Source organism: Phenylobacterium sp., from assembly GCF_041913825.1.
Lineage (GTDB): Bacteria > Pseudomonadota > Alphaproteobacteria > Caulobacterales > Caulobacteraceae > Phenylobacterium.
The window spans coordinates 1-21,837 of sequence record NZ_JAYSEO010000015.1; the positions used below are offsets into that span (position 1 = coordinate 1).

Below are 21,837 nucleotides of genomic sequence, written 5' to 3' on the forward strand. Positions count from 1 at the left end.
GCCAAGGCGCTTTGACGACGAAACGGGCGGGCCTCGCGGCCCGCCCGTCCGAGCGCCGCCCGCCGCCAAGGGGAGGCCGGCGGGCGGCGCGTCTGCGCCTTCGGGGGAGGCTCCGTACCCCCCTCGGGCTCAGAAGGTGTAGGCCAGCTTCCCGTAGTAGTAGCCGCCGTTGATCCCGAACGGGGACCAGGTCGGGTACTGGGTCACGTAGCCGTTGGCGTTGCCGGTCAGGAATTCGAACCGGTAGTTGTAGTTCAGCCGGTCGGGGTAGTAGTTGAACAGGTTGTTCGCCCCCACGGTCAGCTTGACGCCCTCGCGCACCTCGTAGCTCACCTCCAGGTCGGTGATCAGGGCGGTCTTGATCGTCGACTTGTAGCAGCGGGCCGAGGTGGCCGGCGGCAGCGGGCATCCGACGCGGCTGTCGTAGCGGCTGGACGGGCCGTACAGCGACTCCTTCAGGCTCACCTGCAATGGCCCGAGCGTCCACAGGGCGGAGGCCACCAGGCGGTACTTGGGCGCGGTGGTCTCGAGGTTGCCGATGGCCGTCAGGTCGAACAGCGAGGCCGGGCCGGCCGAGCCGGTCAGCTCGGGCGGCGGCGCCGCGATCTTGGTCACCTCGGTCTTGGTGTAGTTGCCGGTCAGGGCCCACTGCACCGAGCCGTAGGGTCCGAAGTCGGACGGCAGGGTGATCACCAGCTCGGCCCCGCGGGTGCGGGTGTTCAGCCCGTTGGTGAAGATGTTGATGCCCGTTTGGGTGACGGTCGGGTCCAGGACGTTGCCGTTGGCCAGGATGGCCGCCGTGACCGCCGGGATGTTGTTCGACCCGCCCGAGCCGAACAGCGAGCCGGAGCCCACGATCCGGTCCTTGATGGTGATCTGGTAGAGGTCGAGCGTGGCGGTGATCCCGAAGCCGGGGTGGCTGACGAAGCCGACGCTGAAGTTGCGCGACTTCTCGGCGTCCAGGCCGTCGACGCCCACCAGGCGCGCCGCCGCCGAGCCCGGCGGGAGCTGCACGAAGGCGGAGGTCGGCGAGACGTTTGTGGCCGAGTAGTAGGTCTCGGCGAGCGTCGGGGCGCGGAAGCCCGTGCTGGCCGTGCCGCGGATGGCGAAGACCTCGCTGAAGTCGTAGCGTCCCGTCCCCTTGAACACGAGGGTGTCGCCGAAATCGCTGTACTTCTCGTAGCGGCTGGCGAGGTCGAGCTTCAGGCCCTCGGCGGGCTCCAGCGCGACGTTGGCGTAGACACCGTAGCTGTGGCGGCTGTGCTTGCCCGCGTCGGTGAGCGCAAAGCCCGGATAGGCCTGTTGGCCCTCCTTGTAGCGGGACGCCGCGTCGCCCGGTTTGATCTCGTAGGAGTCCTCCCGGTACTCGCCGCCGAAGGCCACGGTCATCGGCCCGGCCATGCCCACGTCGTAGTCCTTGGCCAGGTCGAGCTGGGTGGTCCACTGGGTGGCGATGAAGCTGCCGTTGTAGGTGTCCACCGGCGCCTGGCCGGGCGCGGTCGTGGTCGAGGTGTCGATGTAGAGCGACCGGTTGATCGACCCCTTGTTGTAGACGTCGATGTCGTCCTTCCCGTAGGTCGAGGCCAGGTCCCAGCTCCAGCCGGCCAGTTCGCCCCGAACGCCCAGGGTGCCCGCCCAGTCGTCCTCGTAGAAGGTCTCCTTGGGCGAGAAGCCGAGCGGGAAGGGGACCGAGCCGTCCCGGCCCACCACAAGGTTGGGCACGCGGTAGTTCTGGATCCCCGCGGCGTACTTGTTGCCGTAGGTGCCGAAGCTGTAGAGCTCGACCTCGTTCTCGAAGGTGTAGCCCGCGTTGTACGACAGGACGTGCAGCCGGTACTCCGCGTCCCCGGCGATGCGGTTCAGGTACGGGTAGTCCGGGTGGCTGGCGAGCTGGGGATAGCGCGACAGCCGGGAAGTCGACGTCGTGTTGTAGGGCGTGTCGATCACCCGCGGGTCCACGTCGCCGCGGAAGCTGTGGCCGTGCCAGCGGGTGTTGTAGGTCAGGTTGAGGTAGCTGTTCTCAACCGGCGCGAAGCCCGCGTTGATCATCAGGTCGGCCGTCTTGCCGCCGCCGTCCATGTACTTGCCGGCCGAGCCGACGATGCTGCCGCCCTCGACGTTGTCCTTCAGGATCACGTTCACGACGCCGGCGATGGCGTCCGAGCCGTACTGGGCCGCAGCGCCCTCCTGCAGCACCTCGATATGGCCGACGGCGCCCAGCGGAATGAAGTTCAGGTCCGCGGTCGCCCCGCCCTGGAAAGGCCCGCCCAGCACAGCCAGGTTGGCCGTGCCGTGCCGCCGCTTGCCGTTGATCAGGATGAGGGCGTGGTTCGGCGAGAGCCCGCGCAGCTTGGCTGACAGGGTGAGGTTGGCGGTGTCGCCGCCGAACGCCTGGGCGTTGAACGACGGGATGTTCTGGGCGATCGCCTGGATCAGGTCGGTCTGGCCGACCCGCTCCAGCGCCGTGCTGTCCAGCACCTGCACCGGCGCCGGGCTGTCGACGGCCCGCAGGCCGGTCTGGCGGGTGCCGGTGACGATGACTTCGCCCACGTCGGTGCTCTGGGCCCAGGCCCCGCCCGCGCCGCTGCATACGGCGACGGCCGCTGCGCCGGCCAGCCAGAGCCGGCGCCGGAATTTGGTCTGCATGAGATACCCCCAATTCTTGTCTGCAGAGAGTTGTTGCTTTTCTTGAGCGGGGACGTTCCGTCGCCTGCCGACGTCGCCGCCGGCCGTTTCAATTAGTGCGCTACTCAACAAAACTCGCTGGTCGACAACGTCCATCCGCCGCACACCCCAGTAGAGAGAGCGCCCCGGCTCGGGCCGTTTCCTGATCCCACAGCAGACGATGTACGCGTTGCAGTTGATGGTGCGTCGAGGTCCACCCGCGTCGCCGTCTTGCAGGTCTCAGCACCTGACGGATCGCGAACGGAGTCAATGAATTTGGATGTAGCGGTGAATATCTGCTGGGTTTGACGTCACCCGACCGACGTATGCTCAAATTGCAAACAGAACCGCAACAATCGACTCTGGAGTCAATTTGGCGCGCAGAGTCAAATACGTCCGAAGACTTCCCGCTCCCCGTGAGATCTGATCGATTTGGCTACAGCGGCGCCCACGGATTGATCGTTCCTGCGCCGCGTCGAGCTCCGGAGCACTGGCGCGCTTGAAGCCCGGCTCCGGGGCGGACGTGTTCCAGCGGGGCGGGGCGTGTCGTCGTGGAGGGCGTGATGGGTGTCAGCCGAAGGTCGTTTCTGCTGAGGCTGGGGGCGGTGGGCGGCTACGGCGCGGCCTACTCGGCCATGCTGTCCATGGGGCTCCTCGCCAGCCCGGCGCGGGCTCAGGCGCCGTCGTTCGCGCCGGGCGCCGGGCGCGGCAAGCGGGTGGTGGTGCTGGGCGCCGGCATCGCCGGCCTGACTGCCGCCTACGAGCTCGAGCGCGCCGGCTTCGACGTCACTGTGCTGGAGGCCCGCGACCGCGTGGGCGGCCGCAACTGGACGCTCCGCAACGGCTCGAGGATCGAGATGGTGGGAGAGGCCACCCAGACCGTCAGCTTCTCCGACGGCGTCTACATGAACGCCGGGCCCGCGCGGATCCCGAGCCACCACGAGAACCTTCTGGGCTACTGCAACCGGCTGGGCGTGCCGCTGGAGGTGGAGATCAATTCCAGCCGCAGCGCCTTCTTCTGGGACGCCGACTCCAACGGCGGCAAGCCGATCCAGCTCCGCCAGGGCGTCAACGACACCCGCGGCCACATCTCCGAGCTGCTGGCCAAGGCCCTGAACCGCGGCGCGCTCGACCAGGACCTGACGGCCGAGGAGAAGCAGCGCCTGCTGCCTTTCCTCCGCGTCTACGGCGACCTCGACGGCGAGATGCGCTTCAAGGGCACCGAGCGCTCGGGCTTCGTCTCCGTCCCCGGCGCGGCCGACACCTATGCGGTCGACCGGCCGCCGCTGCCGCTCAAGGACCTGCTGGCCAACGACCAGTTGCCGGCGACCCTGTTCGAGGACTTCCTCTACATGCAGGCGACCATGTTCCAGCCGGTGGGCGGCATGGACCGGATCGCCGCCGGTTTCCAGCGCGCCATCCGCAGCCCGCTGATCCTCAACGCCGAGGTGCTGCAGATCCGCGACCTGGCGGCCGGTGTGGCGGTGGCCTGGCGCGACCGGGCGAGCGGCGCGCGGCAGGTGATCCAGGCGGACTACGCGGTGGTCACCATCCCGCTGAACATCCTCTCGAAGATCGATTCGAACTTCGCCGCGCCGCTCAAGCGGGCGATCGCCAGCGTGCCCTACGACTTCTCCAACAAGATCGGCTTCGAGGCGCCGCGCTTCTGGGAGAGGCAGCAGATCTACGGGGGCATCTCCTTCGTGGGCGGCGAGACCACCCTCGTCTGGTACCCGTCCAACGACCTGCACTCGGCGCGCGGCATGCTGCTCGCCTGCTACGGCTCGGGACCGGCGGCCAAGGGCTTCGCGCAGCGCCCGCTGGAGGAGCAGGTGGCCGTGGCCCGCGGCGTCGTCGCCCGTCTGCATCCCGGCCACGAGGGCGAGCTCGAAAAGCCCGCGGTGGTGAACTGGAGCAAGATCCCGTTCAACCTCGGGCCATGGCCCGCCTTCGGCGGCCGTGGCGGGCAAGAGGGTCATATCGAGGATCCGGCCTACAAGCTGCTGAACCAGCCGCACGGCCGCGTCTACTTTTCGGGCGCCCACCTGTCGCAGATGCCCGGCTGGCAGGAAGGCGCGGTGCTTTCCGCCTGGCGGGCGGTGGGCTTGATCGCCGACCGCGTCGGCCAGACGGTAGCGGTGGAGCCCGGCCGTCGCCCGGCCGCGGCCTGACAACGACGGAGATCATCGGGAATGAAGAAGACTGTCCTCGCCGCCCTGGCGCTCGGCCTCGCGGCCGCCGGCTCCGCCCAGGCCCAGAACGTCCACGTGAACCCGTCGAACGGCTTCATCTCGCGGGCGGTGAAGGTGCCGGCCGGGTCGGAGATGCTCTACGTCAGCGGGATCACCCCGCAGGCGACCAATCCGCAGGCGCCGCGCGACCAGCAGACCTTCGGCGACACCAAGACCCAGGTGACCTCGATCCTCGGCCAGATCGGCGAGATCCTGAAGGGCCAGGGCTACGGCTGGGAGGACGTGGTGATGATGCGCGTCCTGCTGGTGAAGGACCCGGCCAAGGGCGGGCGCATGGACTTCGCGGGGATGATGGAGGCGTACAACGCCGTGTACGGCACGCTGAAGAACAAACCGGCGCGGATCACCTCGGAGGTGGCCGGCCTCGTCGCGCCGGGCATGATGGCCGAGATCGAAGTCCAGGCCGCCAAGAAGCCCTAGGGCCGCGTCAGGGGCCGGCGCTTCCGGCCCCTGCTCGGATCAGCGCGCGGCGTAGGCCTGGCCGCGTTGCCGGTAGAGGTCGCTCACCGCCGGCGAGCCCACCTGGGCCACCGCTTGGTCCATCGCCTGGGCGTAGCAGTCGGAGGCGCGGATCGCGGCCTGCACCTCGCGGACACTGGAGATCGAGGCGCCGCACACGTCGAGCGCCGCGCGGTCCAGGCGGCGCAGCAGCCGCTGGGCGTCGGCCTGCCGGCTGAGGGAGAGGTCGCCGGTGCGCACAGCTACGCTCTCTTCGCGTGCCTGGGCCGCGGCCGGAACGATCAGGGCGAGGGCCAGCGCGCCGAGCAGAATGGACTTCATGACTTCCTCCTCTTGCTCTTTGCCTCAAGGATAGGCGCTCGGGGGGCAGGTTGCTACGTTTCGGGGCAATTCAGTCGCCGGCGTACAAAAACGCCGCCCATGATCTAGCCCCGGGCTGCGTCCTACCGATGATTTTCGCCCTCTCTCGAGCTGCCTCGGAGCCTCCGTGCCGGAGGTGAGCGCCGGCCTGCTGCTCTGGCGTCGCACGCCGGCCGGGCCGCAGGTGCTGCTGGTGCATCCCGGCGGCCCCTACTGGCGCGGCAAGGACGATGCCGCCTGGTCCATCCCCAAAGGGCTGGCCGAGCCGGGCGAGGACCTCTTCGCCGCCGCGCTCCGCGAGACGGAGGAGGAGCTCGGCCAAGCGGTGTCGGGGGAGGCCCAGCCCCTGCCGCCCTGCCGCACGCCGGGCGGCAAGTGGGTGCACGCGTGGCTGGTGGAGGCGGACTTCGATCCCGCCGCCCTGCGCAGCAACCTTTTCGAGATGGAATGGCCGCCGCGCTCAGGCCGGCGCGCGGCGTTCCCGGAGGTGGACGAGGCGGCCTGGTTCACGCCCGACGAGGCGCGGATCAGGATCCACCGCGGTCAGCGGCCGATTCTGGACGACGCGTTGCGGCGTCTTCCGCCGACTGGCTGACGCTGGCGGCCTGGGCGCCTACCGGGCGGAAGTTGCGGCTGGCGACGATCTCGGTGCGCGGCGGCTCGGGCGCGGTCCGCAGGTCCTGGGCGGTGGTGTACTGCACCTCGAACAGCGAACAGGCGGCCGGGTAGCCTTCGACAACCACCGAGCTGATCGTGTTCCGGTAGCCGAGCTGGCTGCGCAGCTCGCAGTAGTAGGTCTTGCCGTTCAGCACGACGGCCCGGCGCCAGACGTAGTGCGGTTGGCCGGCGAGCACGATCCGCTCGTCCCAGCGGCCGTAGAGATTGAGCGCAGTGTCCAGCTCCCGCCCGTTCAGGGCGGTGGGCGCGTCCACCGTCGAGGTAGTGGCGCACCCCGCGAGAAGGACGAGACTCAAAAGCGCTGCGACCCGCATGGACCCCTGGACCGACGTGGCGTCGGAAACCCGACAAATCAGGCTCCGCCGCCGGCCAGAACTCATTACGCCGCGGAAGGTTCACGCACGCGCGCAGGAAGGGGGCAGCGACGCTGCGCCGTACCTCTGCGATTGCGCGGCTTAGGGGATTCGCGTCCTTGGGTTTCAATTCCGGCGTTTCTCCGGCCCGCCGCCTGGCGAGCCGGAGAACGCGGGTCCGGCTACCAGATGCGGACGCGGTCTGCAGGGGCGACGTAGAGCTTGTCGCCCGGCTTCACGTCCCAGGCCGAATACCAGCCGGGGATGTTCCGGATCGTGCCGTTGACGCGGTAGTAGGCCGGCGAGTGCGGGTCGGTGACCACCTGCTGGCGCAGCGCCTCGTCGCGGATCTTCTCGCGCCAGACCTGGGCCCAGCCGAGGAACACCCGCTGGTCGCCGGTGAGCCCCTCGATAACGGGAGCGGGCTTGCCCTTGAGCGACGCGTGATAGGCGTCGAGGCCGAGCGACAGCCCGCCCAGGTCGCCGATGTTCTCGCCCATGGTCAGGCCGCCCTGCACCTTCGCCCCCGGCAGGGGCTCGAAGGCCGAGTACTGGGCGCCCAGCCGGTCGGCCTGGGCCTTGAACTTGGCGTTGTCCTCGGCGGTCCACCAGTCGCGCAGCACGCCGTCGCCGTCGGACTTGCGGCCCTGGTCGTCGAAGCCGTGGCTGATCTCGTGGCCGATCACCCCGCCGATGCCGCCGTAGTTGATGGCCGGATCCGCGCCCGGATCGAAGAACGGCGGCTGCAGGATGGCGGCCGGGAAGACGATCTCGTTGTTGGCGAAGTTGTAGTAGGCGTTCACCGTCTGCGGGGTCATGCCCCACTCCCTCTTGTCGACCGGTTGGTCGAGGCGGGCGACCCGGCGGCGCCAGTCGTAGGCGCCGGCGCGCAGGGCGTTGCCGTAGAGGTCGTCCGCCTTCAGCTCGAGGCGGCCGTAGTCCCGCCATTCCTCGGGGTAGCCGATCTTGACGGTGAACTTGGCGAGCTTTTCGAGGGCCCGCGCCTTGGTCTCCGGACCCATCCACTCCAGCTTCTGGATGCGGTCGTGCATGGCGACGCGGATGTTCTTCACCAAGTCGTCCATCTTCGCCTTGGCGTCGGGGGTGAAGTAGCGCGCCACATAGACCCGGCCGACCGACTCCCCGATCGCGTCGTTCATGAAGGTGGCCGCCCGCTTCCAGCGCGCCTGCAGCTCGGGCTGCCCCTGCAACTCCTTGGAGCGGAACAGGAAGTGGGCCTGGACGAACCGGTCCGACAGGTAGGGCGCTGCGCCGTCCGTCACGTGGAAGGCCTGCCAGGCCTTCAGCGTCTCGATCGGCGTCTCCTCGTAGATCTTCGCGATCTTCGGGAAGGCGGTGTTGGTGGTGACGATCACCCGGTCCACCTTCGGCAGCTCGGAAGCGGCGAGGTAGCGGTTCCAGTCGAAGCCCGGCGTCAGCGCCGCCAGCTCGGCCGGAGTGGCCGGGTTGTAGGTCTTGTCGCGGTCGCGCCGCTCGATGCGGCTCCAGCTCGCCTCGGCGATGCGGGTCTCGAAGTCGACGATGGCCTTGGCGTTCTCGGCCGGCTTCTCCCAGCCGGCGAGAGTCAGCATCTGGGCGACGTAGGCCTGGTACTTGGCCTTCTTCTCGGCGAAGCCGGCCTGCAGGTAGTAGTCGCGGTCGGGCAGGCCCAGTCCCCCCGTGCCGGCCATCACCGCATAGCGGGTGGGCGCCTTGGCGTCGATCGACACGAACACCGGCAGCAGGGTGGTGAAGCCCGTGGTCGTCGCCTTGCCCATCAGGGTGGTGAAGTCGGCCTTGGTCTTCACGGCGCGGATCTGCGCCAGCTCCGGCTGGATCGGCTTGGCGTCGAGCTTCTCGGCCAGGGCCTCGTCCATGAACGAGGCGTAGCCGGCCGCGATCTTGGCGGCGTCGGGGTCTTGCAGCTTGCCGGCGCGGGCCTCCTCGAGGATCGCGTGCATCCGGTTGTCGGATAGGTCGCGCAGCTTGTTGAAGTTGCCCCACCGGACGCGGTCCGACGGGATCTCGGTGGTGCGGTCCCAATTGCCGTTCGCGAACTTGAAGAAGTCGTCGCCAGGCTTCACCGAGCGGTCCATGCCGCCCAGGTCGAAGCCCCAGGTCCCGTACTTGGGCGAGGCGAGCGAGGCGGCGTCCGTCGAGCCGGCCGAGGCCGCGGGCGTGTCGAACAGCAGTTCGGTCTCGCACGCCGCGTCGGCGCAGGCGTGGCCGTGACCGTCCGCCAGGGCGGGGCCGGCGCAGAGCGCCGCGAGCGCGGCGGCGGACAGCAGGATCTTTCGCGTAACGGGGGTCATCGGCGTCTCGAATGCACGTGGAGGCTTAGGGGCAGGGTCAGGCCTGCCCCGGCGTGCAAGAAAGGTGGAATTTCGATCCTGGGCAAGGACTTAATCCCGCCCGGCGGCGATCACCGTTCCGGCGGCAGCAGGCGCTCGTAGGTCCGGTTGATGGCGCCGTAGCACTCGCAGGCGAGCTGCTCGAGGGCCCCCCGGTCGATGATGTCCACCACGCCGCGGCGATAGCGGATGGCGCCCTTGTCCTGCAGGCTGCGGGCGACCGCGGTCACCGTGGTCCGCTGCACGCCCAGCATGTCGGCCAGGAACTCCTGGGTCAGGGCCACCGTGTCGGTGGAGATGCGGTCGTGGCAGGTGAGCAGCCAGCGACAGAACCGGGCCTCCACGGAGTGCAGGGCGTTGCAGGCCACCGACTGGATCGCGTGCCCGAAGAGGGCTTCGTTGTGGTGGTCCACCAGATGCCGGATCGCGGCGCTCTTCTCCCAGGCGTCGTGCAGGGCCGCGGCGCTGATCCGCGCCGCGCGCACCGGCGTCTGGACAATGGCCCGCGACAGCGACTGGCGCGGGGAGACCGCCGCCATCAGCCCCAGGGCGCCCTCGCGGCCGATGGTGGCGCTCTCGATGGCCGCGCCGTTCTCCATCAGGGTCATCAGCGAGATCACCCCATCCTGCGGGAAGTAGATGCTCTCGATGTCGTCGCCCGGATCGTAGAGCAGCCGGCCGCGCTCCAGCTCCACCTGCGCCAGGTTGGGAGAAACGAGCCCGTAATCCTCGGGAGAGAGCGACGCCAGAAGACGGTTTCTCAACGCGGTGACGGGCCTTTGCATCGGGGGGACGAAACGACGCCGTAGGGCTTCGGTTTCAAGTTATCGACGCGGCACACCTCGGACTGTCGAGAACGCGACACTAATGGCGACTGGACGGCAAAAATTCGCCCGGATCATCCGGCCGCTGTGGATATCTGGTGATTTCCCAATCCGATCAGAATGTCGGGCGGCCGACCTAACTCTATCTGCGAGCCCTTCGGACAGGAAAAATCCTTCGCCGGCTATCTTTTGATGGGCGGTGGCGCCGAGTCGCCTTACTCGACGCCACGCGATCTTCAGTGGAAGTTGAGATTGGTCCGCTCGCCCAGGTCGGGGCGGTCCTTGGACGCGTTCGCCTTGGCGATCTCATAGGCGAACTTCACCGGGCCGGCCTCGGTGACCCAGACCTGCGCGTCGTGGCACTCGAGGCACAGCAGGGTCAGGCGCGGGTCGTCCTTGCCCTCGGGGTACCAGGCGGCGACGACCGGGCCCCAGTACTTCTCCATCCGCGCCGGATCCGGGCGGATGCTGAGGCGGCCGCCGATGCAGGCCTGCAGGTCCTTGCCCTGGTAGACGAACATGGCGTGGCCGCCCTCGGTCCCGGCGGCCTCGGCCAGGTCGGTGTCCTTGTAGGTGAAGAACCAGATCTGGTTGGTCTCGCGCTCGACGAAGGCGGTCATCGGCTGGAAGTGCTGGTCGTCGCGCATGAGGCCGAGCATGCCCGTGCGGGCGTCCTCGATTTCCTTCCAGAGCATCTTCTCGACGTCGGCGGGGTCGTGGTCGTGGTGGGCCATATGAGGGGCTCCTCGGTTGCGGTCGCCCCGGAAACCCCGCGCTCCGGCGCCGGTTCCTAGCCGCGGGACCGGCGCAGGCGGGCGGCCGCCCAGAACAGGGCCGCGAGCCCGCAGCCGGCCCCGATCCCGGCCGTCAGGTCGTGCAGCACCGTCAGGGCGAAAGTCGCCAGCACCACGGCGGCCGAGCGGGGGTCGCGCAGCAGGGCGGCGAACTCCGCCTTCTCGGCCATGTTCCAGGCCACGACCGCCAGCACGCCGGCCAGGGCCGACACCGGCACGTAGCTGGCCAGAGGCGCGGCGAGCAGCATGAAGGCCAGGATGAAGGCGGCGTGCAGCATGCCGGCCACCGGACTGACGGCGCCGGCGCGGATGTTGGTCGCCGTGCGGGCGATCGTGCCGGTCACCGCGATCCCCCCGAACAGCGCCGAGCCCAGGTTGGCGATCCCCTGGGCCAGCAGCTCCATGTTCGAGCGGTGCAGCCGGCCGGTCATGCCGTCGGCCACCTTGGCCGACAGCAGGGACTCGATGCCGCCCAGCAGGGTGAAAGAGAGCGCGGCCGGCAGCACGGCGAGCGCCAGCTCCGGGGTGACGTGGGGCAGGGCGGGCGCCGGCAGGCCGTGGGGGACGCCGCCGAAGCGCGAGCCGATGGTCTCCACCGGCAGGCCGAGCAGGCGCGCCCCCAGGGTCGCCGCCGCCACGGCGATCAGCATTCCCGGCAGCGACGGCCGCCAGCGGCGAAGGGCCAGCGCCACGACGATCACCGTCAGCGCCACCCCGGCCGACGCCGCGCTGAAAGTGGGCAGGGCGGCGGCCAGGGCGGCCAGCTTCGCGACCATCGGCCCGGGTTCCGGGCCGGCGAGCGTCAGGCCGGCGAGGTCCTTGAGCTGGCTGGCCAGGATGGTCACGGCGATGCCGGCCGTGAAGCCGACCGTCACGGTGTGCGGGATGTGTCGGATCAGGGCGCCCAGGCGCAGGAGCCCGACCAGGGCGAGCAGCAGGCCCGAGAGGAAGACGGTGAGGATCAGGCCCTCGATCCCGAACCGCGCCACCGTGGCCGAGACCAGCACGATGAAGGCCCCGGCCGGGCCACCGATCTGGAACCGGCTGCCGCCCAGCGCCGAGACCAGGAAGCCGCCGACGATGGCCGTGTAGAGCCCGCGGTCCGGCGACACGCCCGAGGCCATGGCGATGGCCATCGAAAGCGGCAGCGCGACGATCGCCACGGTCAGGCCGGCGCCGGCGTCGCGGCGCAGGTGGTCGAGCCCGTAGCCCTCCGCCAGGGTGGTGGCGAGCTTGGGCCGGTAGAGCTTGGCTGAGGCCGTTCGCGCGGCGGCGTCGGGCATGATCGGCGGGTCCGGGCTGCGGCCGCGCGCCACGGCGCGGCCTTCCTCCCGGGAGCCTAGCGGCCCCGGCGGGGCGGCGGGAAGGTCCGTACGGTTACGGAGGCCGGTCAGCTCAGCCAGCGCCGCGGGTGCCTCCAGCCGAGCGGCCGAACCTCGCCGGCCTTCAGGCCGAGCGCCGCCATGCGCGACGGGGGGAGCTGGCGCAGGGCTTCCACCGGCTCCAGCCCGCCCACCGGGCTCGCCGCCACCTGGCCTTCCCGGAGCGCCCAGTCCACAGCCGTCCACTCGGCCTTGGCGCGATCCTCGTGGCCTACGGCGAAGTAGTGGCGCTGGGCCGCCTGGCCCGGCTGTTCCACCATCACTCCGATCACCCAGCCGCCGGCCACCTGCGCCCCCGTTCGAAAGAGGCGCTCTCTAGCCGGGCCGGGCGGATGGCAAAACCCCTTGTTGGACGCGGGGCGGGCCGCGACGGCCTCAGTTGTAGGCGACCACCACGTTGAAGGTGCCGGAATAGGCGCCCGACTGGGTGTTGCTGGCGACCGGGATCGAGCCGCCGACGCCGAACTGCAGCGTGCCCGTGCTGCCCAGGCTGCCGGACAGGGTCTGCGGGTTGGTCACCGACATGTTCAGGGTGACCACGATCGTCTCCGAACCGCCCGTGCGGCTCATGGAGAAGTTGGCCGGGATGTTGACGTTGAACGTCTGCCCGCCTTCGCCGGTGACGGTGTAGGTGGCGCGCGCGGCCGGGGCATTGGGGCCGCTGTTTAGAAGCGCGACGCCGCCGCTGGGCGTGCGCTGGCCGTCTGTGGCGCTGATGCTGACGGTCCCCGAGCCGGTGATCGGGCGCACGACGGTGCCGAACGACAGGTCGGTGTTCTTGGCGAGCTGGATCGGCTGGAAGATGGTGGCCGTGGACGTCGTCGGCTGGGTGGCCGAGGCCTGGGCCCAGGCGGCGGGGGCGATCGCCGCGGCGGCGAAGGCGCCGGCGGCGCCGAGGGCCAGGGTCTGGAAGCGCTTCATCTCGTTCCCGCGATCTTTCCGGTTCGATCCTGTGACGACGGGGCGTGGCCGAGAACGAACACCTCGTCCTGCCCGACCTCGACGCGTGTCAGAACAGAACAGTGGTCGGCCCAGGCAATAGCCCTGCGGCCACGCTGATGCAACAGCGGCGCCGTTGCTTGGCCCGGAACCGCTGTGTCCGTGCGGCGAAACTGCAACCAGCGAATGAATGCGCCGGATTATCTGCAACTTTGGGGTAGATCCGTGCCCCACTTCGAGATGTCAGGGCGAGCTTCGCGGCGTCCCATTCAGCGACTCGTAGACGACGTCGCCGTCCACCACCGTCAGCACGGCGCGGCCCTTCGGGATCTCGGCGGCGGGCGCGGTCATCAGGTCCACCGAGAAGGCGGACAGGTCCGCGCGCTTGCCGGCCTGGATCGCGCCCAGCTCGTCCTCGGCGAACCGCGCGAAGGCGGCGTTCGCGGTGAACAGCCTCAGCGCCTCCTCCCGCGTAAGGGCTTCCTGCGGCCGCCACTCGGGGCCGGAGAAGCCCGCCAGATCCTTGCGGGCCACGGCGGCGTAGAACTCGATCAACGGATCGCCACGCTCCACGGGCGCGTCCGAGCCGCCGGCGACCACGGCGCCGGAGCGCAGAAGGCTCTTCCAGGCGTAGGCGCCGTCGAGGCGGTCGTCACCGAGGCGAGCGGGCGCGAAGTGCAGGTCGCCGATGGCGTGGCTGGGCTGCATCGAGGCGATGACCCGGTCACGGGCGAACCGCGGCAGATCGGCGGGGCGGACCACCTGGGCGTGCTCCACCCGCCAGCGGGGCGCGCCGCGGGGCGCGTTCGGGCGCGCTTCGCGGAACGCGGCCTCGAAGAGGTCGAGAACGGTGGCGTTGCCCTTGTCGCCGATGGCGTGCATCGAGACCTGGATGCCGGCGGTCCGGGCCCGGGCGAGGATCGGTCGGGCCTCCTCCGGCCGGGTGACGTAGGTCCCGCTGACGTGCGGGGCGTCGGAGTAGGGGCGGAACAGCACCGCCCCGCGCGAGCCCAGGGCGCCATCCATGTAGAGCTTCACGGCGCGGGTGGTGATCCGCCCGTCGGCCGCGCTGCGCGGCCCGCCTTCGAACAGCGGTCCGGCCTGGCCGGCGTCCACGGCGTTGTAGACCCGCAGGGTCGCCTCGCCGCGCTCGGCCATTCGCTCCAGCAGGGCCACGTCCGCCCAGTCCACGCTCATGTTATGCACGCCGGTCCACCCGTAGGCCGTCTCGACCTTGAAGGCGGCGCGGTAGGCGGCGAGCTTCTCGGCCTCGCCCGGCGGCGGGACCAGCTTCATGACCAGCGGCATGGCGTTGTCCACCAGCATGCCGGTGGGCTCGCCGCGGGCGTCCTTCAGGATCTGGCCGCCTTCCGGCGCGGCGGTGTGCGCATCGACCCCCGCCGCCTTCAGCGCGGCGCTGTTGGCCGTCAGCGCGTGGCCGTCGGCCCGCTCGAGGATCACCGGCAGGTCCCGCGCCACCGCGTCGAGATCCTCCCGCTGCAGGAACCGCCCCTCCGGCCAGCCGGTCTCGATCCAGCCGCGGCCGTACACCGGTCCCGCTGGCCTGCGCTCGGCAATGTGCCGGCGCAGCCGCTCGGCGACCTCTGCGGCCGACTTCGCGCCTTCCAGGTTCAGGGTCAGCTCCCGCTCGCCGATCCCGCGCAGGTGGGCGTGGGCGTCGGTGAAGCCGGGGAACAGGGCCGCGCCCTTCAGGTCGATGACGCGGGTGCGCGGCCCGACCCTCGCCTGCGCGCCGGCCCGCGCGCCGACATAGGCGATCCGGCCGCCGGCCACCGCCACCGCCTCGGCCTTCGGTCTGGCCTTGTCCCCCGTGTAGACAGGACCGCCCCAGATCACGAGCTCGGCCGGCTGGGCGGCGGCGAGGCCCGGCAGGGCGAGGGCGGCGGAGGCGGCGATGGCGGAGATCGGACGGCGCATCCGGCAAGCTAGAGCACCCGCCGCGCCGCCCCGCAACTAGGCCGCGCCGGACCAGGCGATGATCGGTCCGAACAGCGAGGTGTAGAGGCTCCCGCCCATCCGCTTGTCGATCCGCAGCCGATACACCCCCCGGGGCAGCGGACCGGCGTCCACCGCCACGCGCCGGCCGTCGTTCAGCTCGTCGTCCAGCCAGACGCCCATGTAGCGGTCGCCCAGGCCCTGCATGGCGGCCATCAGCGGCGCGGGGCTCCTCGGCTGGAACGGCAGGTCCGCCGCGAGCTCTCCGTCCGGAGCGGCGTAGAGGCCGACGGCGTAGCTCCGCTCCCCCAGGCGCGCGACGCCGTAGCCCACGTGCGTGTGGTGTTCGCGCAGCAGGTTGATCCAATGCGGCCGGCTCCTGCGCCAGGTCGCCATCAGGTCGCCGGCGGTGTGCGGCGGCCCGCCCCGGCGATAGGCGATGTTCTCCGCCGCGCTGCCGATCAGCCGCCGTCCGAGCAGCCCGAGCCGGTCGGTCGGGTCGAACCCCTCCGGGGTCAGGTGCTCGACATAGTCGCGCTGGGCAAGATCGGCGGCGTGCGCGCGCGCCGTCTCCGCCAGGGCCGGATGCCAGGCCACCGGCGCTGCGCCCGCCGCCCGCCTGGCTCCGTTCGTCAGGTCGAGGAGGCCGCGGGCCAGGCCCGGGTCGAACCGCCCGCCGCCGGCGTCCGTCAGGCGGGCGCGAAGCCGCGCCTCGTAGGCGATCCAGGCGCCTGCGGCGCGCGGCGCGGCCAGCGCAGGACCGGCGGCCGCCGCCAGGCCGCCGGCCACGATCACCCTTCGGCTCGGCTTCATGCCGGGCGAGCCCTCCGTCCGGGTTCGGACGATCTCCTGTGAAGCTGGAACAGCGCGGTCATGGTCGTGGTTCGAGCGGCCGGGCACAGGATCCTAGAGAGGGACTGATCAACATGGCTGTACTGACATCCGCGAAATATGGCGATGTCCTGACCGGCGGCGGCTCAGCCGACACGCTGGTGGCAGGGCAGGGGCCGGACGTGCTGACGGGCGGCGGCGGCGCCGATCTCTTCGTCTTCAAGAGCACGCCCTGGTCAGCGGGCCGCGTCACCGACTTCCAGGTGGGCGCGGACCGCCTCGACCTCGCCGCCCTGCTCAAGGGCTCCAACTACATGGGCGCCGATCCCGTGCGCGACGGCTTCGTGCGCTTCGAGGCCGACGGCGCGGGCGGGACGCGGGTGCTGTACGACGCCGACGGCGCCAAGGCGGGCTTTGCGGCGAGCGTGGTGGTGACCCTGACCGGCGTCGGGCCTGCGGGGCTGACGGCCGGCAACGCCATCGCCGCCAACTGGAAGCCGGGGCTCATCGAGGCCGTGGGCAACTGGCTGGACGCCGGCGACAGCGGCCTGGGGACGGCGGTTGGCTCGGTGGTGAACACCGTCACCGGCTTCTTCGTGAAGGGCAAGCTGATCGTCTCCGACCGCTACGGGGACAAGCTCTCGGGCGGCCTGGGCGACGACACCCTGGTGGCCGGCCAGGGGCCGGACGTGATGAGCGGCGGCCTGGGCGAGGACACCTTCGTCTTCAAGGCCGCGCCCTGGGCGGCTGGCCGGATCACCGACTTCCGGCCGGGGACCGACAACCTCGACGTGGGCGGCCTGCTGGACGGCGTGGGCTACGCGGGTTCGAACCCTCTGGCGGACGGCTACCTGCGCCTGCAGGCCGACGGCCGGGGCGGCGCCCAGGTGATGTTCGATCCCGACGGGGCGGGTTCGGCAGCGCCGTGGACGGTGGTCACGCTGGACGCGGTCCTGCCCGGGCGTCTGTCCGGCGGCGACTGGATCTTCTGAAGGCGGCCCCTCTCCTCGCGCAGGAGAGGGGATCCCCTCGTCAGGTGGGGGCTTCGCTGCGGCTGCCCGCCTTCGCGCGTTCGGCCGCGGCGGCGAGGGCGTCGTGCTCCTCGAGCGCGTCCACCACCAGCGCCAGCCTCGGCGGCACGCCTCGGCCTTCCACCTGGCGGAAGAGGCCCTTCAGCTCGGCGTCGACGGCCGCCTGCCGCCGCGCCTGGCCCGCAGCGCGCATCTTCGACCACAGCACCACGCCCAGGCCCGCCGCAAACGGCCAGGCGACCGCGGCCGCCACCGTGGCGATCTGCAGGGGCGAGGTGATGCTGCTCATGGCGGGGCCCTCCCAAGGCTCCATGAGCCAAGCCCAAACTGGGTAAGCTCGGCAATTACAATCGCCGAGCCTCGCCACGGTTCCGCCGTAATTGTGACCGCGGTCACGCTTAGTGCGCGCTGTCGGCCAAGCTGTGCTCGTAGACCGCGTTGGCCATCCCGCGCACCGTCTGGGCGGCGGTCTTCAGCGCGGTCTCGCCGATCAGCGACGCGGACGCGGCCGCCAGCGTCTCCAGCTCCGCGGCGACGCGCGTGAGGTGCTGGTAGACGTCGAGGTCGGACAGATTGCGCTCGCTCATGTGCGCCTTCCCTCGCACAACCCGAAAGAGTCGTCACGCCGCAAGGCCCCGCTATGCGGGGGTGCGCCGCCATGCCACCCTGGCGCCCAGGGGAGGGGCGGATGAACGACGTCGCCAAGTCGCGCCTCAAGGTCGGCCTGGATGTGCCCTGGGTGACGAGCTGGTCCGGAGAAGCCGTGCTCGGCGTGGGGCCCTGCGCCTCGGTGGGCGGCCGGCTGGCCGTGCGGCAGGCGGAGCGGCCCGGGTTCGGACGGCCCAACTACTCGCGCAACCACCTGCGCCGGCAGCGGCTGACGGTGGCGCGGATGCTCTGCCCCATGTGCGGAGAGCCTACGCCGGAAGACGATCGCTGGCTGCAAACGGCCCGGCGAACGACCGCCGGGATCCTGCGCGCCCGGAGTTTCGCCGCGGCGCTCCCGCCAGCGCTCGGGGACGACCGCGTGGTTGTCGATGCGGGCGCCATCGCGCCCTGCCACCTCGCCTGCGCCGGACGCGCGGCGGCGCACTGCCCGCACCTGCAGGCGCACACCTCGGGCGAGCTGATCGCCTTTCCCTACGCCTGGATCGTCCTGCCCCTGATGGTGAGGGCGGGACCCACGCATGTGCTGGACAGCACCGCCCGGCCGGCCTCGGCGGTGAGTTTCCTGCAGCTCTGCGGGATCACCACGGAGACCGATCGCGCCTGGCGCTCGCGCGCGCCGCTCACGTCCGCAGATAGCTGAGGCAGCCGGCGGCGGCGCCCGCGCCGCTCACCAGCACCGCGCCCTTCAGGTAGAGCCCCGGTGCGCGCGCGGGGTCGGCCAGGCGCAGGACCACCAGCTCGCCCGAGGCGTCCATCCAGACCAGCCGTGCGTCGGCTTCGGCCACGGCACGCATCACCTGCGCCTGCGAGACGCCCGGCGCGAACAGCACCGTCGTGGACTCGCTCCCGTTCGCCGGCAGCAGGGACCAACCCGCCGCGGTGAGCGTCAGGAGGGCAGCCAGGGCCGTCGCAGCCCCGGTCCCACCGCGCAGGGTCGGCGGCCGCCGCGCCGCGACCCAGGCGAGGACGAGCGGAACCACCGCGAAGGCCGCCAGCCAGCCCAGGTCCCACGCCAGCGGATCGGCGGTGTCGAGCCGTACGCGGTGGATCCCCAGCAGCCAGTGGAAGAGAACGATGTCGGCGACGTTCCAGGCGCCGAAGCCCGCCAGCAGCCCGGCGGTCAGGGCGCGGCCGCTCACCGACGGGCCGAACCGCTGCTCTCGCCACAGCATCCAGAGGCCTGCGGCGGCCACCAGGTACATCAGCGCGTGGAACAGGCCGTCGGCCGCAACCTGGAAGCGCGCGTCCTCCGGCCGGATCGCGCTCAGCAGGTGGTGCCACTGCAGGATCTGGTGGAGCAAGATGCCGTCGAAGAAGCCGCCCAGCGCCACGCCCAGCACGATCCCGGCGCCCGAAAAGCGCGGTCGTCCGGCGTCGCCCTGGCGAGGCTGCATGACCATTCCGACAGAACCCCCCGCGGCGTCGCGCCGTTCCGCGCACCGCGCCGGAACCGGCCGCCGTTCCGCGCCGTTCGCCTCAAGAGATGGCACGCAAGAAGGACGAGCAACTGCGGGCCGCGGCCTACTTCATGGAGCGCGCCCAGGCCGCGATCGACGCGGCCGAGCAGGCGCCCAGCGAGGACGCCGGCCAAGCCTTCTACAAGGAGGCCGAGACCTGGCTCTACATGGCCGGGAAGAGCCTGAACCCGGCCACCCCGCCGCCCAAGCCCATGAACCTGCCGCCGATGCGGGCGCCGCGTGAACGCCGATCGTTCGGATCCGACGACTGAGCCGGCCCTTCATCTGGGGTTGAGTGGAGCTCTTGGGGTTCGCGCTTACAAATGCTAAAGATTCGCCTTGCGGTGGTTTCGCAAGGGGGCGTCCCGCCGCAGGCGAGACGACGTGCTGAATCCGGGCAAGTCCTATGAATCGCCGGCCGAGCGGGCCGGCCGCTATCTGCGTATGGCCGACCAGGTCCGCGACCTGGCGTGGAAGGCCAGCGGCGCGGAGGTCAAGGAAGCCTACCTCGACCTCGCCATGCAGTGGGTCTTCCTGGCCGACGAGGCCCGGCGCGAGCGGCGGGCGGCCAACGAGGCCTGAGCCTCGGCCGAAGGAACCAAGCGCTCCCTTTCGGGCTAAGGCCTCGTGCACGGTTCACGAGGATTTGCCATGACCAGACGTCCCCTTTCCGTCGGCCTGACCGCGGCCGCCCTGATCGCCGGCGCGGCGGCCCTGACCGCCTGCGGCGGCAACGAGCGTTCCGCCGAGGCCGAGACCCCGGCCGCGGAAGCGGAAGTGACCACCAAGCTCCCCGAGAGCCAGGTCAGCGACGCCCAGCTCCAGGCCGCCGCCGAGGGCGCCGCCGCGGTCGCCGAGACGCCGCAGGCGGGCTCGTCGGTGGTGGTCAGCCCCGAGCCCACCGGCCCGGCCACCGGCTCGGGCGCCCAGCCCTCGACCGGGGCCGCCACGCCCCAATAGGCGCGCCGGCCACGGCCGGTGACGGCTGTCACAGCGGCAGGTTCGAGAGGCGGGGATAAGGGTGTTCATCGGCGCTCCCCCGCCTCATCCTTTCAGGACCTCGCACATGACCAAGCGCAGCCACACCTTCTTCGCCGGCCTGGCGAACGTCATCATCGCCGCCATTCTGCCGGTCGCCGTGGGCGTCGCCGCCCTGGCCCAATCGCCCCTCGCCTGACGAGGCGCGGCCGGAACACGCAACACATAACCGCGTTCTTAGAGTGCGGGGCCGTAAATCCCCTCCCCCCGAGTCCGGCTCCGTCCAAGACCACTTCCCGCCCCGGCGCCCGTCACACGCGCCGGGGCGTTTTTCGTGCGCGTGACATCTGCAAAGCGCACGAAACCCGCGTCCGACGGGGCTGGCCTCCCGCGCCCCTGGCAGTAGTGTTCGTCTCCGAACAAGGACGAACTGGGGGGAACACCATGATCGCCACCCGCCGCACGCTGGTGCAGCTCTCCGCCGCCGCCGCGGGCCTCGCGCTCGCCGGGCCCGCCGCCCACGCCCAGGGCCGCCCGGCCCGCAAGCTCAACATCCTGATCCTCGGCGGCACCGGTTTCACCGGCCCGCACCAGGTCCGCTACGCGGTCGCCCGCGGCCACAAGGTGACGGTGTTCAACCGGGGCCGTCGCCAGGCCGACCTGCCGGAAGGGGTCGAGCACCTCACCGGCGACCGCAACACCGGCGACCTCAAGGCCCTCGAGGGCCGCACCTGGGATGTCTGCATCGACAACCCGACCTCCCTGCCGTTCTGGGTCCGCGACGTGGGCCAGGTGCTGAAGGGCCGGGTGAAGCAGTACGTCTTCATCTCCACCCTGTCGGCCTACGAGAGCAACGCCACGCCCGGGACCGACGAGAGCGCCCCGCTCGCCCGCTACGAAGGCGCCGACGTCATGGCCGAGACGCAGGAGAAGCTGCGCGCCGACATGCGCCTCTATGGTCCGCTCAAGGCCGCCAGCGAGGCCGAGGCGCGCAAGCAGTTCGGCGACGCCGCCGTCACCATCGTCCGGCCGGGCCTGATCGTCGGCCCTGGCGACGAGACGGACCGCTTCTCCTACTGGCCCGTGCGGCTGTCGCGCGGCGGCGAGATCGCCGCGCCGGGCGACGGCTCGGATCCTGTCCAGTTCATAGACGCCCGCGATCTGGCCGAGTGGACCATCCGCCTCGTGGAGGCCGGCCGCACCGGCGCCTTTAACGCCATCGGCCCGGCCCGTCCCATGACCATGGCCCAGATGCTCGCCGGGATCGCCCAGGGCGTCGGCGTGAAGCCGCAGCTCACCTGGATCCCGACGCCGTTCCTGCGCGAACAGAAGATCAACGCCTGGTCCGACATGCCGGTCTGGATTCCGGGGGAGGGGGAGAGCGCCGGCTTCCACCGCCGCTCCATCGCCCGATCGGTGGCCGCGGGGCTCACCTACCGGCCGCTGCCGGTCACCGCGGCCGACACGCTCGCCTGGTTCAAGGCCCAGCCCGCCGAGCGGCAGGCCAAGCTCCGGGCCGGCCTCACGCCCGAGCGCGAGGCCGCCCTGCTGGCCGCCTGGAAGGCGCGCCCTGCCTGAGGCGGGAACCGATCGGCCGCGCCCCGGATTCCTCCTGCCCAACAGAAGGAACGCCGTCATGGCCGACAACAAGCAGAACGTGGGCGAGCCGGACCGCAGCCGGGTCTCGGGCTCGGAGGACTACGAGCTCCGCTACTTCGCCGACAAGCACGGGATCAGCATGGACCAGGCCCGAGAGCTGGTGGCCAAGCATGGCAACCAGCGCGAGGAGCTCGACGCCGCCGCCGAGCGCCTGAAGAAGCACTGAGCGCGCGCTAGACTGCCCTCGTCCGGCCGGCGAT

Annotated in this window: 24 protein-coding genes; 10 read left to right on the forward strand and 14 right to left on the reverse strand. The window is 70.9% G+C overall.

Annotation, left to right across the window (positions count from 1 at the left end):
- Positions 1 to 129 precede the first annotated feature (129 nt).
- Positions 130 to 2,646: a TonB-dependent receptor plug domain-containing protein gene (locus ACE3Q8_RS13850; protein ID WP_374470868.1), complete on the reverse strand. Its 2,517-nt coding sequence runs from the start codon at positions 2,644 to 2,646 to the stop codon at positions 130 to 132.
- Positions 2,647 to 3,227: 581 nt separating this feature from the next.
- On the opposite strand from ACE3Q8_RS13850, the gene ACE3Q8_RS13855 reads away from it, so the two are divergent.
- Positions 3,228 to 4,835 (forward strand): flavin monoamine oxidase family protein, encoded by a 1,608-nt coding sequence (locus ACE3Q8_RS13855; RefSeq protein ID WP_374470869.1) that lies wholly within the window; start codon positions 3,228 to 3,230, stop codon positions 4,833 to 4,835.
- Positions 4,836 to 4,856: 21 nt separating this feature from the next.
- Positions 4,857 to 5,336, forward strand: a complete 480-nt coding sequence (locus ACE3Q8_RS13860) for a RidA family protein (RefSeq protein WP_374470870.1) — start codon at positions 4,857 to 4,859, stop codon at positions 5,334 to 5,336.
- Positions 5,337 to 5,375: 39 nt separating this feature from the next.
- Here the strand turns inward: ACE3Q8_RS13860 and ACE3Q8_RS13865 are convergent, their stop codons facing one another.
- Positions 5,376 to 5,696, reverse strand: coding sequence for a UrcA family protein (locus ACE3Q8_RS13865; RefSeq protein ID WP_374470871.1), 321 nt, complete (start codon positions 5,694 to 5,696; stop codon positions 5,376 to 5,378).
- A 166-nt stretch (positions 5,697 to 5,862) separates the two neighbouring features.
- Between ACE3Q8_RS13865 and ACE3Q8_RS13870 the strand changes: the two genes are divergently transcribed.
- The gene (locus tag ACE3Q8_RS13870) at positions 5,863 to 6,330 is read left to right on the forward strand and encodes an NUDIX domain-containing protein (protein WP_374470872.1); all 468 of its coding nucleotides are present in this window, start codon (positions 5,863 to 5,865) and stop codon (positions 6,328 to 6,330) included.
- Here the strand turns inward: ACE3Q8_RS13870 and ACE3Q8_RS13875 are convergent.
- The 9 genes from ACE3Q8_RS13875 to ACE3Q8_RS13915 form a co-directional block, all read right to left on the reverse strand.
- On the reverse strand, positions 6,263 to 6,709 hold the full coding sequence (locus tag ACE3Q8_RS13875) for a hypothetical protein (RefSeq protein WP_374470873.1): 447 nt from the start codon (positions 6,707 to 6,709) through the stop codon (positions 6,263 to 6,265). The genes ACE3Q8_RS13870 and ACE3Q8_RS13875 overlap by 68 nt on opposite strands.
- A gap of 239 nt (positions 6,710 to 6,948) precedes the next feature.
- The gene (locus ACE3Q8_RS13880) at positions 6,949 to 9,078 is read right to left on the reverse strand and encodes a M13 family metallopeptidase (protein WP_374470874.1); all 2,130 of its coding nucleotides are present in this window, start codon (positions 9,076 to 9,078) and stop codon (positions 6,949 to 6,951) included.
- A gap of 110 nt (positions 9,079 to 9,188) precedes the next feature.
- A complete protein-coding gene (locus ACE3Q8_RS13885) occupies positions 9,189 to 9,881 on the reverse strand; it encodes a Crp/Fnr family transcriptional regulator (RefSeq protein WP_374470875.1) in 693 nt (230 codons plus the stop codon).
- A gap of 296 nt (positions 9,882 to 10,177) precedes the next feature.
- Complete coding sequence (locus ACE3Q8_RS13890; protein WP_374470876.1) at positions 10,178 to 10,675, reverse strand: pyridoxamine 5'-phosphate oxidase family protein; 498 nt, start codon at positions 10,673 to 10,675, stop codon at positions 10,178 to 10,180.
- Between the two features lie 56 nt (positions 10,676 to 10,731).
- Positions 10,732 to 12,051, reverse strand: coding sequence for a SulP family inorganic anion transporter (locus tag ACE3Q8_RS13895; protein ID WP_374470877.1), 1,320 nt, complete (start codon positions 12,049 to 12,051; stop codon positions 10,732 to 10,734).
- A gap of 74 nt (positions 12,052 to 12,125) precedes the next feature.
- Positions 12,126 to 12,404, reverse strand: coding sequence for a hypothetical protein (locus ACE3Q8_RS13900; RefSeq protein ID WP_374470878.1), 279 nt, complete (start codon positions 12,402 to 12,404; stop codon positions 12,126 to 12,128).
- An 88-nt stretch (positions 12,405 to 12,492) separates the two neighbouring features.
- Positions 12,493 to 13,038, reverse strand: a complete 546-nt coding sequence (locus ACE3Q8_RS13905) for a DUF4402 domain-containing protein (protein ID WP_374470879.1) — start codon at positions 13,036 to 13,038, stop codon at positions 12,493 to 12,495.
- Positions 13,039 to 13,299: 261 nt separating this feature from the next.
- Positions 13,300 to 14,994 (reverse strand): amidohydrolase, encoded by a 1,695-nt coding sequence (locus ACE3Q8_RS13910; RefSeq protein WP_374470880.1) that lies wholly within the window; start codon positions 14,992 to 14,994, stop codon positions 13,300 to 13,302.
- A 36-nt stretch (positions 14,995 to 15,030) separates the two neighbouring features.
- The gene (locus ACE3Q8_RS13915; protein WP_374470881.1) at positions 15,031 to 15,825 is read right to left on the reverse strand and encodes a CAP domain-containing protein; all 795 of its coding nucleotides are present in this window, start codon (positions 15,823 to 15,825) and stop codon (positions 15,031 to 15,033) included.
- Between the two features lie 113 nt (positions 15,826 to 15,938).
- Between ACE3Q8_RS13915 and ACE3Q8_RS13920 the strand changes: the two genes are divergently transcribed.
- Positions 15,939 to 16,835 carry a type I secretion C-terminal target domain-containing protein gene (locus ACE3Q8_RS13920; protein ID WP_374470882.1) on the forward strand — a complete coding sequence of 299 codons (897 nt, stop codon included), beginning with the start codon at positions 15,939 to 15,941 and terminating at the stop codon, positions 16,833 to 16,835.
- 40 nt (positions 16,836 to 16,875) lie between these two features.
- On the opposite strand, the gene ACE3Q8_RS13925 is transcribed toward ACE3Q8_RS13920, so the two are convergent.
- Together ACE3Q8_RS13925 and ACE3Q8_RS13930 are read right to left on the reverse strand one after the other, a co-directional pair.
- Positions 16,876 to 17,163 (reverse strand): hypothetical protein, encoded by a 288-nt coding sequence (locus ACE3Q8_RS13925; RefSeq protein ID WP_374470883.1) that lies wholly within the window; start codon positions 17,161 to 17,163, stop codon positions 16,876 to 16,878.
- Between the two features lie 109 nt (positions 17,164 to 17,272).
- A complete protein-coding gene (locus ACE3Q8_RS13930) occupies positions 17,273 to 17,461 on the reverse strand; it encodes a hypothetical protein (protein ID WP_374470884.1) in 189 nt (62 codons plus the stop codon).
- Positions 17,462 to 17,562: 101 nt separating this feature from the next.
- On the opposite strand from ACE3Q8_RS13930, the gene ACE3Q8_RS13935 reads away from it, so the two are divergent.
- Entirely contained in the window at positions 17,563 to 18,183 is a 621-nt protein-coding gene (locus ACE3Q8_RS13935; protein WP_374470885.1) for a hypothetical protein, read from the forward strand.
- Here the strand turns inward: ACE3Q8_RS13935 and ACE3Q8_RS13940 are convergent.
- Entirely contained in the window at positions 18,164 to 18,937 is a 774-nt protein-coding gene (locus ACE3Q8_RS13940) for a DUF2243 domain-containing protein (RefSeq protein ID WP_374470886.1), read from the reverse strand. The two genes, ACE3Q8_RS13935 and ACE3Q8_RS13940, sit on opposite strands and share 20 nt — an antisense overlap.
- A gap of 89 nt (positions 18,938 to 19,026) precedes the next feature.
- Between ACE3Q8_RS13940 and ACE3Q8_RS13945 the strand changes: the two genes are divergently transcribed.
- The 5 genes from ACE3Q8_RS13945 (at position 19,027) to ACE3Q8_RS13965 (ending at position 21,803) form a co-directional block, all read left to right on the forward strand.
- The gene (locus tag ACE3Q8_RS13945; RefSeq protein WP_374470887.1) at positions 19,027 to 19,272 is read left to right on the forward strand and encodes a hypothetical protein; all 246 of its coding nucleotides are present in this window, start codon (positions 19,027 to 19,029) and stop codon (positions 19,270 to 19,272) included.
- Between the two features lie 112 nt (positions 19,273 to 19,384).
- Complete coding sequence (locus ACE3Q8_RS13950; protein WP_374470888.1) at positions 19,385 to 19,582, forward strand: hypothetical protein; 198 nt, start codon at positions 19,385 to 19,387, stop codon at positions 19,580 to 19,582.
- Between the two features lie 69 nt (positions 19,583 to 19,651).
- Entirely contained in the window at positions 19,652 to 19,960 is a 309-nt protein-coding gene (locus ACE3Q8_RS13955; protein WP_374470889.1) for a hypothetical protein, read from the forward strand.
- Between the two features lie 462 nt (positions 19,961 to 20,422).
- The gene (locus tag ACE3Q8_RS13960; RefSeq protein ID WP_374470890.1) at positions 20,423 to 21,556 is read left to right on the forward strand and encodes an NAD-dependent epimerase/dehydratase family protein; all 1,134 of its coding nucleotides are present in this window, start codon (positions 20,423 to 20,425) and stop codon (positions 21,554 to 21,556) included.
- Positions 21,557 to 21,614: 58 nt separating this feature from the next.
- Positions 21,615 to 21,803, forward strand: a complete 189-nt coding sequence (locus tag ACE3Q8_RS13965; protein WP_374470891.1) for a DUF3606 domain-containing protein — start codon at positions 21,615 to 21,617, stop codon at positions 21,801 to 21,803.
- Positions 21,804 to 21,837 lie beyond the last annotated feature (34 nt).

What these genes read in the sequence shown, in the direction of transcription:
- ACE3Q8_RS13905 (WP_374470879.1), bottom strand. Translation starts at nt 13,038, where the DNA reads ATGAAGCGCTTCCAGACCCTGGCCCTCGGCGCCGCCGGCGCCTTCGCC.
- ACE3Q8_RS13930 (WP_374470884.1), bottom strand. Translation starts at nt 17,461, where the DNA reads ATGAGCGAGCGCAATCTGTCCGACCTCGACGTCTACCAGCACCTCACG.
- ACE3Q8_RS13940 (WP_374470886.1), bottom strand. Translation starts at nt 18,937, where the DNA reads ATGCAGCCTCGCCAGGGCGACGCCGGACGACCGCGCTTTTCGGGCGCC.
- ACE3Q8_RS13945 (WP_374470887.1), top strand. Translation starts at nt 19,027, where the DNA reads ATGGCACGCAAGAAGGACGAGCAACTGCGGGCCGCGGCCTACTTCATG.
- ACE3Q8_RS13935 (WP_374470885.1), top strand. Translation starts at nt 17,563, where the DNA reads ATGAACGACGTCGCCAAGTCGCGCCTCAAGGTCGGCCTGGATGTGCCC.
- ACE3Q8_RS13850 (WP_374470868.1), bottom strand. Translation starts at nt 2,646, where the DNA reads ATGCAGACCAAATTCCGGCGCCGGCTCTGGCTGGCCGGCGCAGCGGCC.
- ACE3Q8_RS13910 (WP_374470880.1), bottom strand. Translation starts at nt 14,994, where the DNA reads ATGCGCCGTCCGATCTCCGCCATCGCCGCCTCCGCCGCCCTCGCCCTG.
- ACE3Q8_RS13860 (WP_374470870.1), top strand. Translation starts at nt 4,857, where the DNA reads ATGAAGAAGACTGTCCTCGCCGCCCTGGCGCTCGGCCTCGCGGCCGCC.
- ACE3Q8_RS13890 (WP_374470876.1), bottom strand. Translation starts at nt 10,675, where the DNA reads ATGGCCCACCACGACCACGACCCCGCCGACGTCGAGAAGATGCTCTGG.
- ACE3Q8_RS13925 (WP_374470883.1), bottom strand. Translation starts at nt 17,163, where the DNA reads ATGAGCAGCATCACCTCGCCCCTGCAGATCGCCACGGTGGCGGCCGCG.
- ACE3Q8_RS13955 (WP_374470889.1), top strand. Translation starts at nt 19,652, where the DNA reads ATGACCAGACGTCCCCTTTCCGTCGGCCTGACCGCGGCCGCCCTGATC.
- ACE3Q8_RS13915 (WP_374470881.1), bottom strand. Translation starts at nt 15,825, where the DNA reads ATGAAGCCGAGCCGAAGGGTGATCGTGGCCGGCGGCCTGGCGGCGGCC.
- ACE3Q8_RS13865 (WP_374470871.1), bottom strand. Translation starts at nt 5,696, where the DNA reads ATGAAGTCCATTCTGCTCGGCGCGCTGGCCCTCGCCCTGATCGTTCCG.
- ACE3Q8_RS13880 (WP_374470874.1), bottom strand. Translation starts at nt 9,078, where the DNA reads ATGACCCCCGTTACGCGAAAGATCCTGCTGTCCGCCGCCGCGCTCGCG.
- ACE3Q8_RS13920 (WP_374470882.1), top strand. Translation starts at nt 15,939, where the DNA reads ATGGCTGTACTGACATCCGCGAAATATGGCGATGTCCTGACCGGCGGC.
- ACE3Q8_RS13960 (WP_374470890.1), top strand. Translation starts at nt 20,423, where the DNA reads ATGATCGCCACCCGCCGCACGCTGGTGCAGCTCTCCGCCGCCGCCGCG.
- ACE3Q8_RS13855 (WP_374470869.1), top strand. Translation starts at nt 3,228, where the DNA reads ATGGGTGTCAGCCGAAGGTCGTTTCTGCTGAGGCTGGGGGCGGTGGGC.
- ACE3Q8_RS13965 (WP_374470891.1), top strand. Translation starts at nt 21,615, where the DNA reads ATGGCCGACAACAAGCAGAACGTGGGCGAGCCGGACCGCAGCCGGGTC.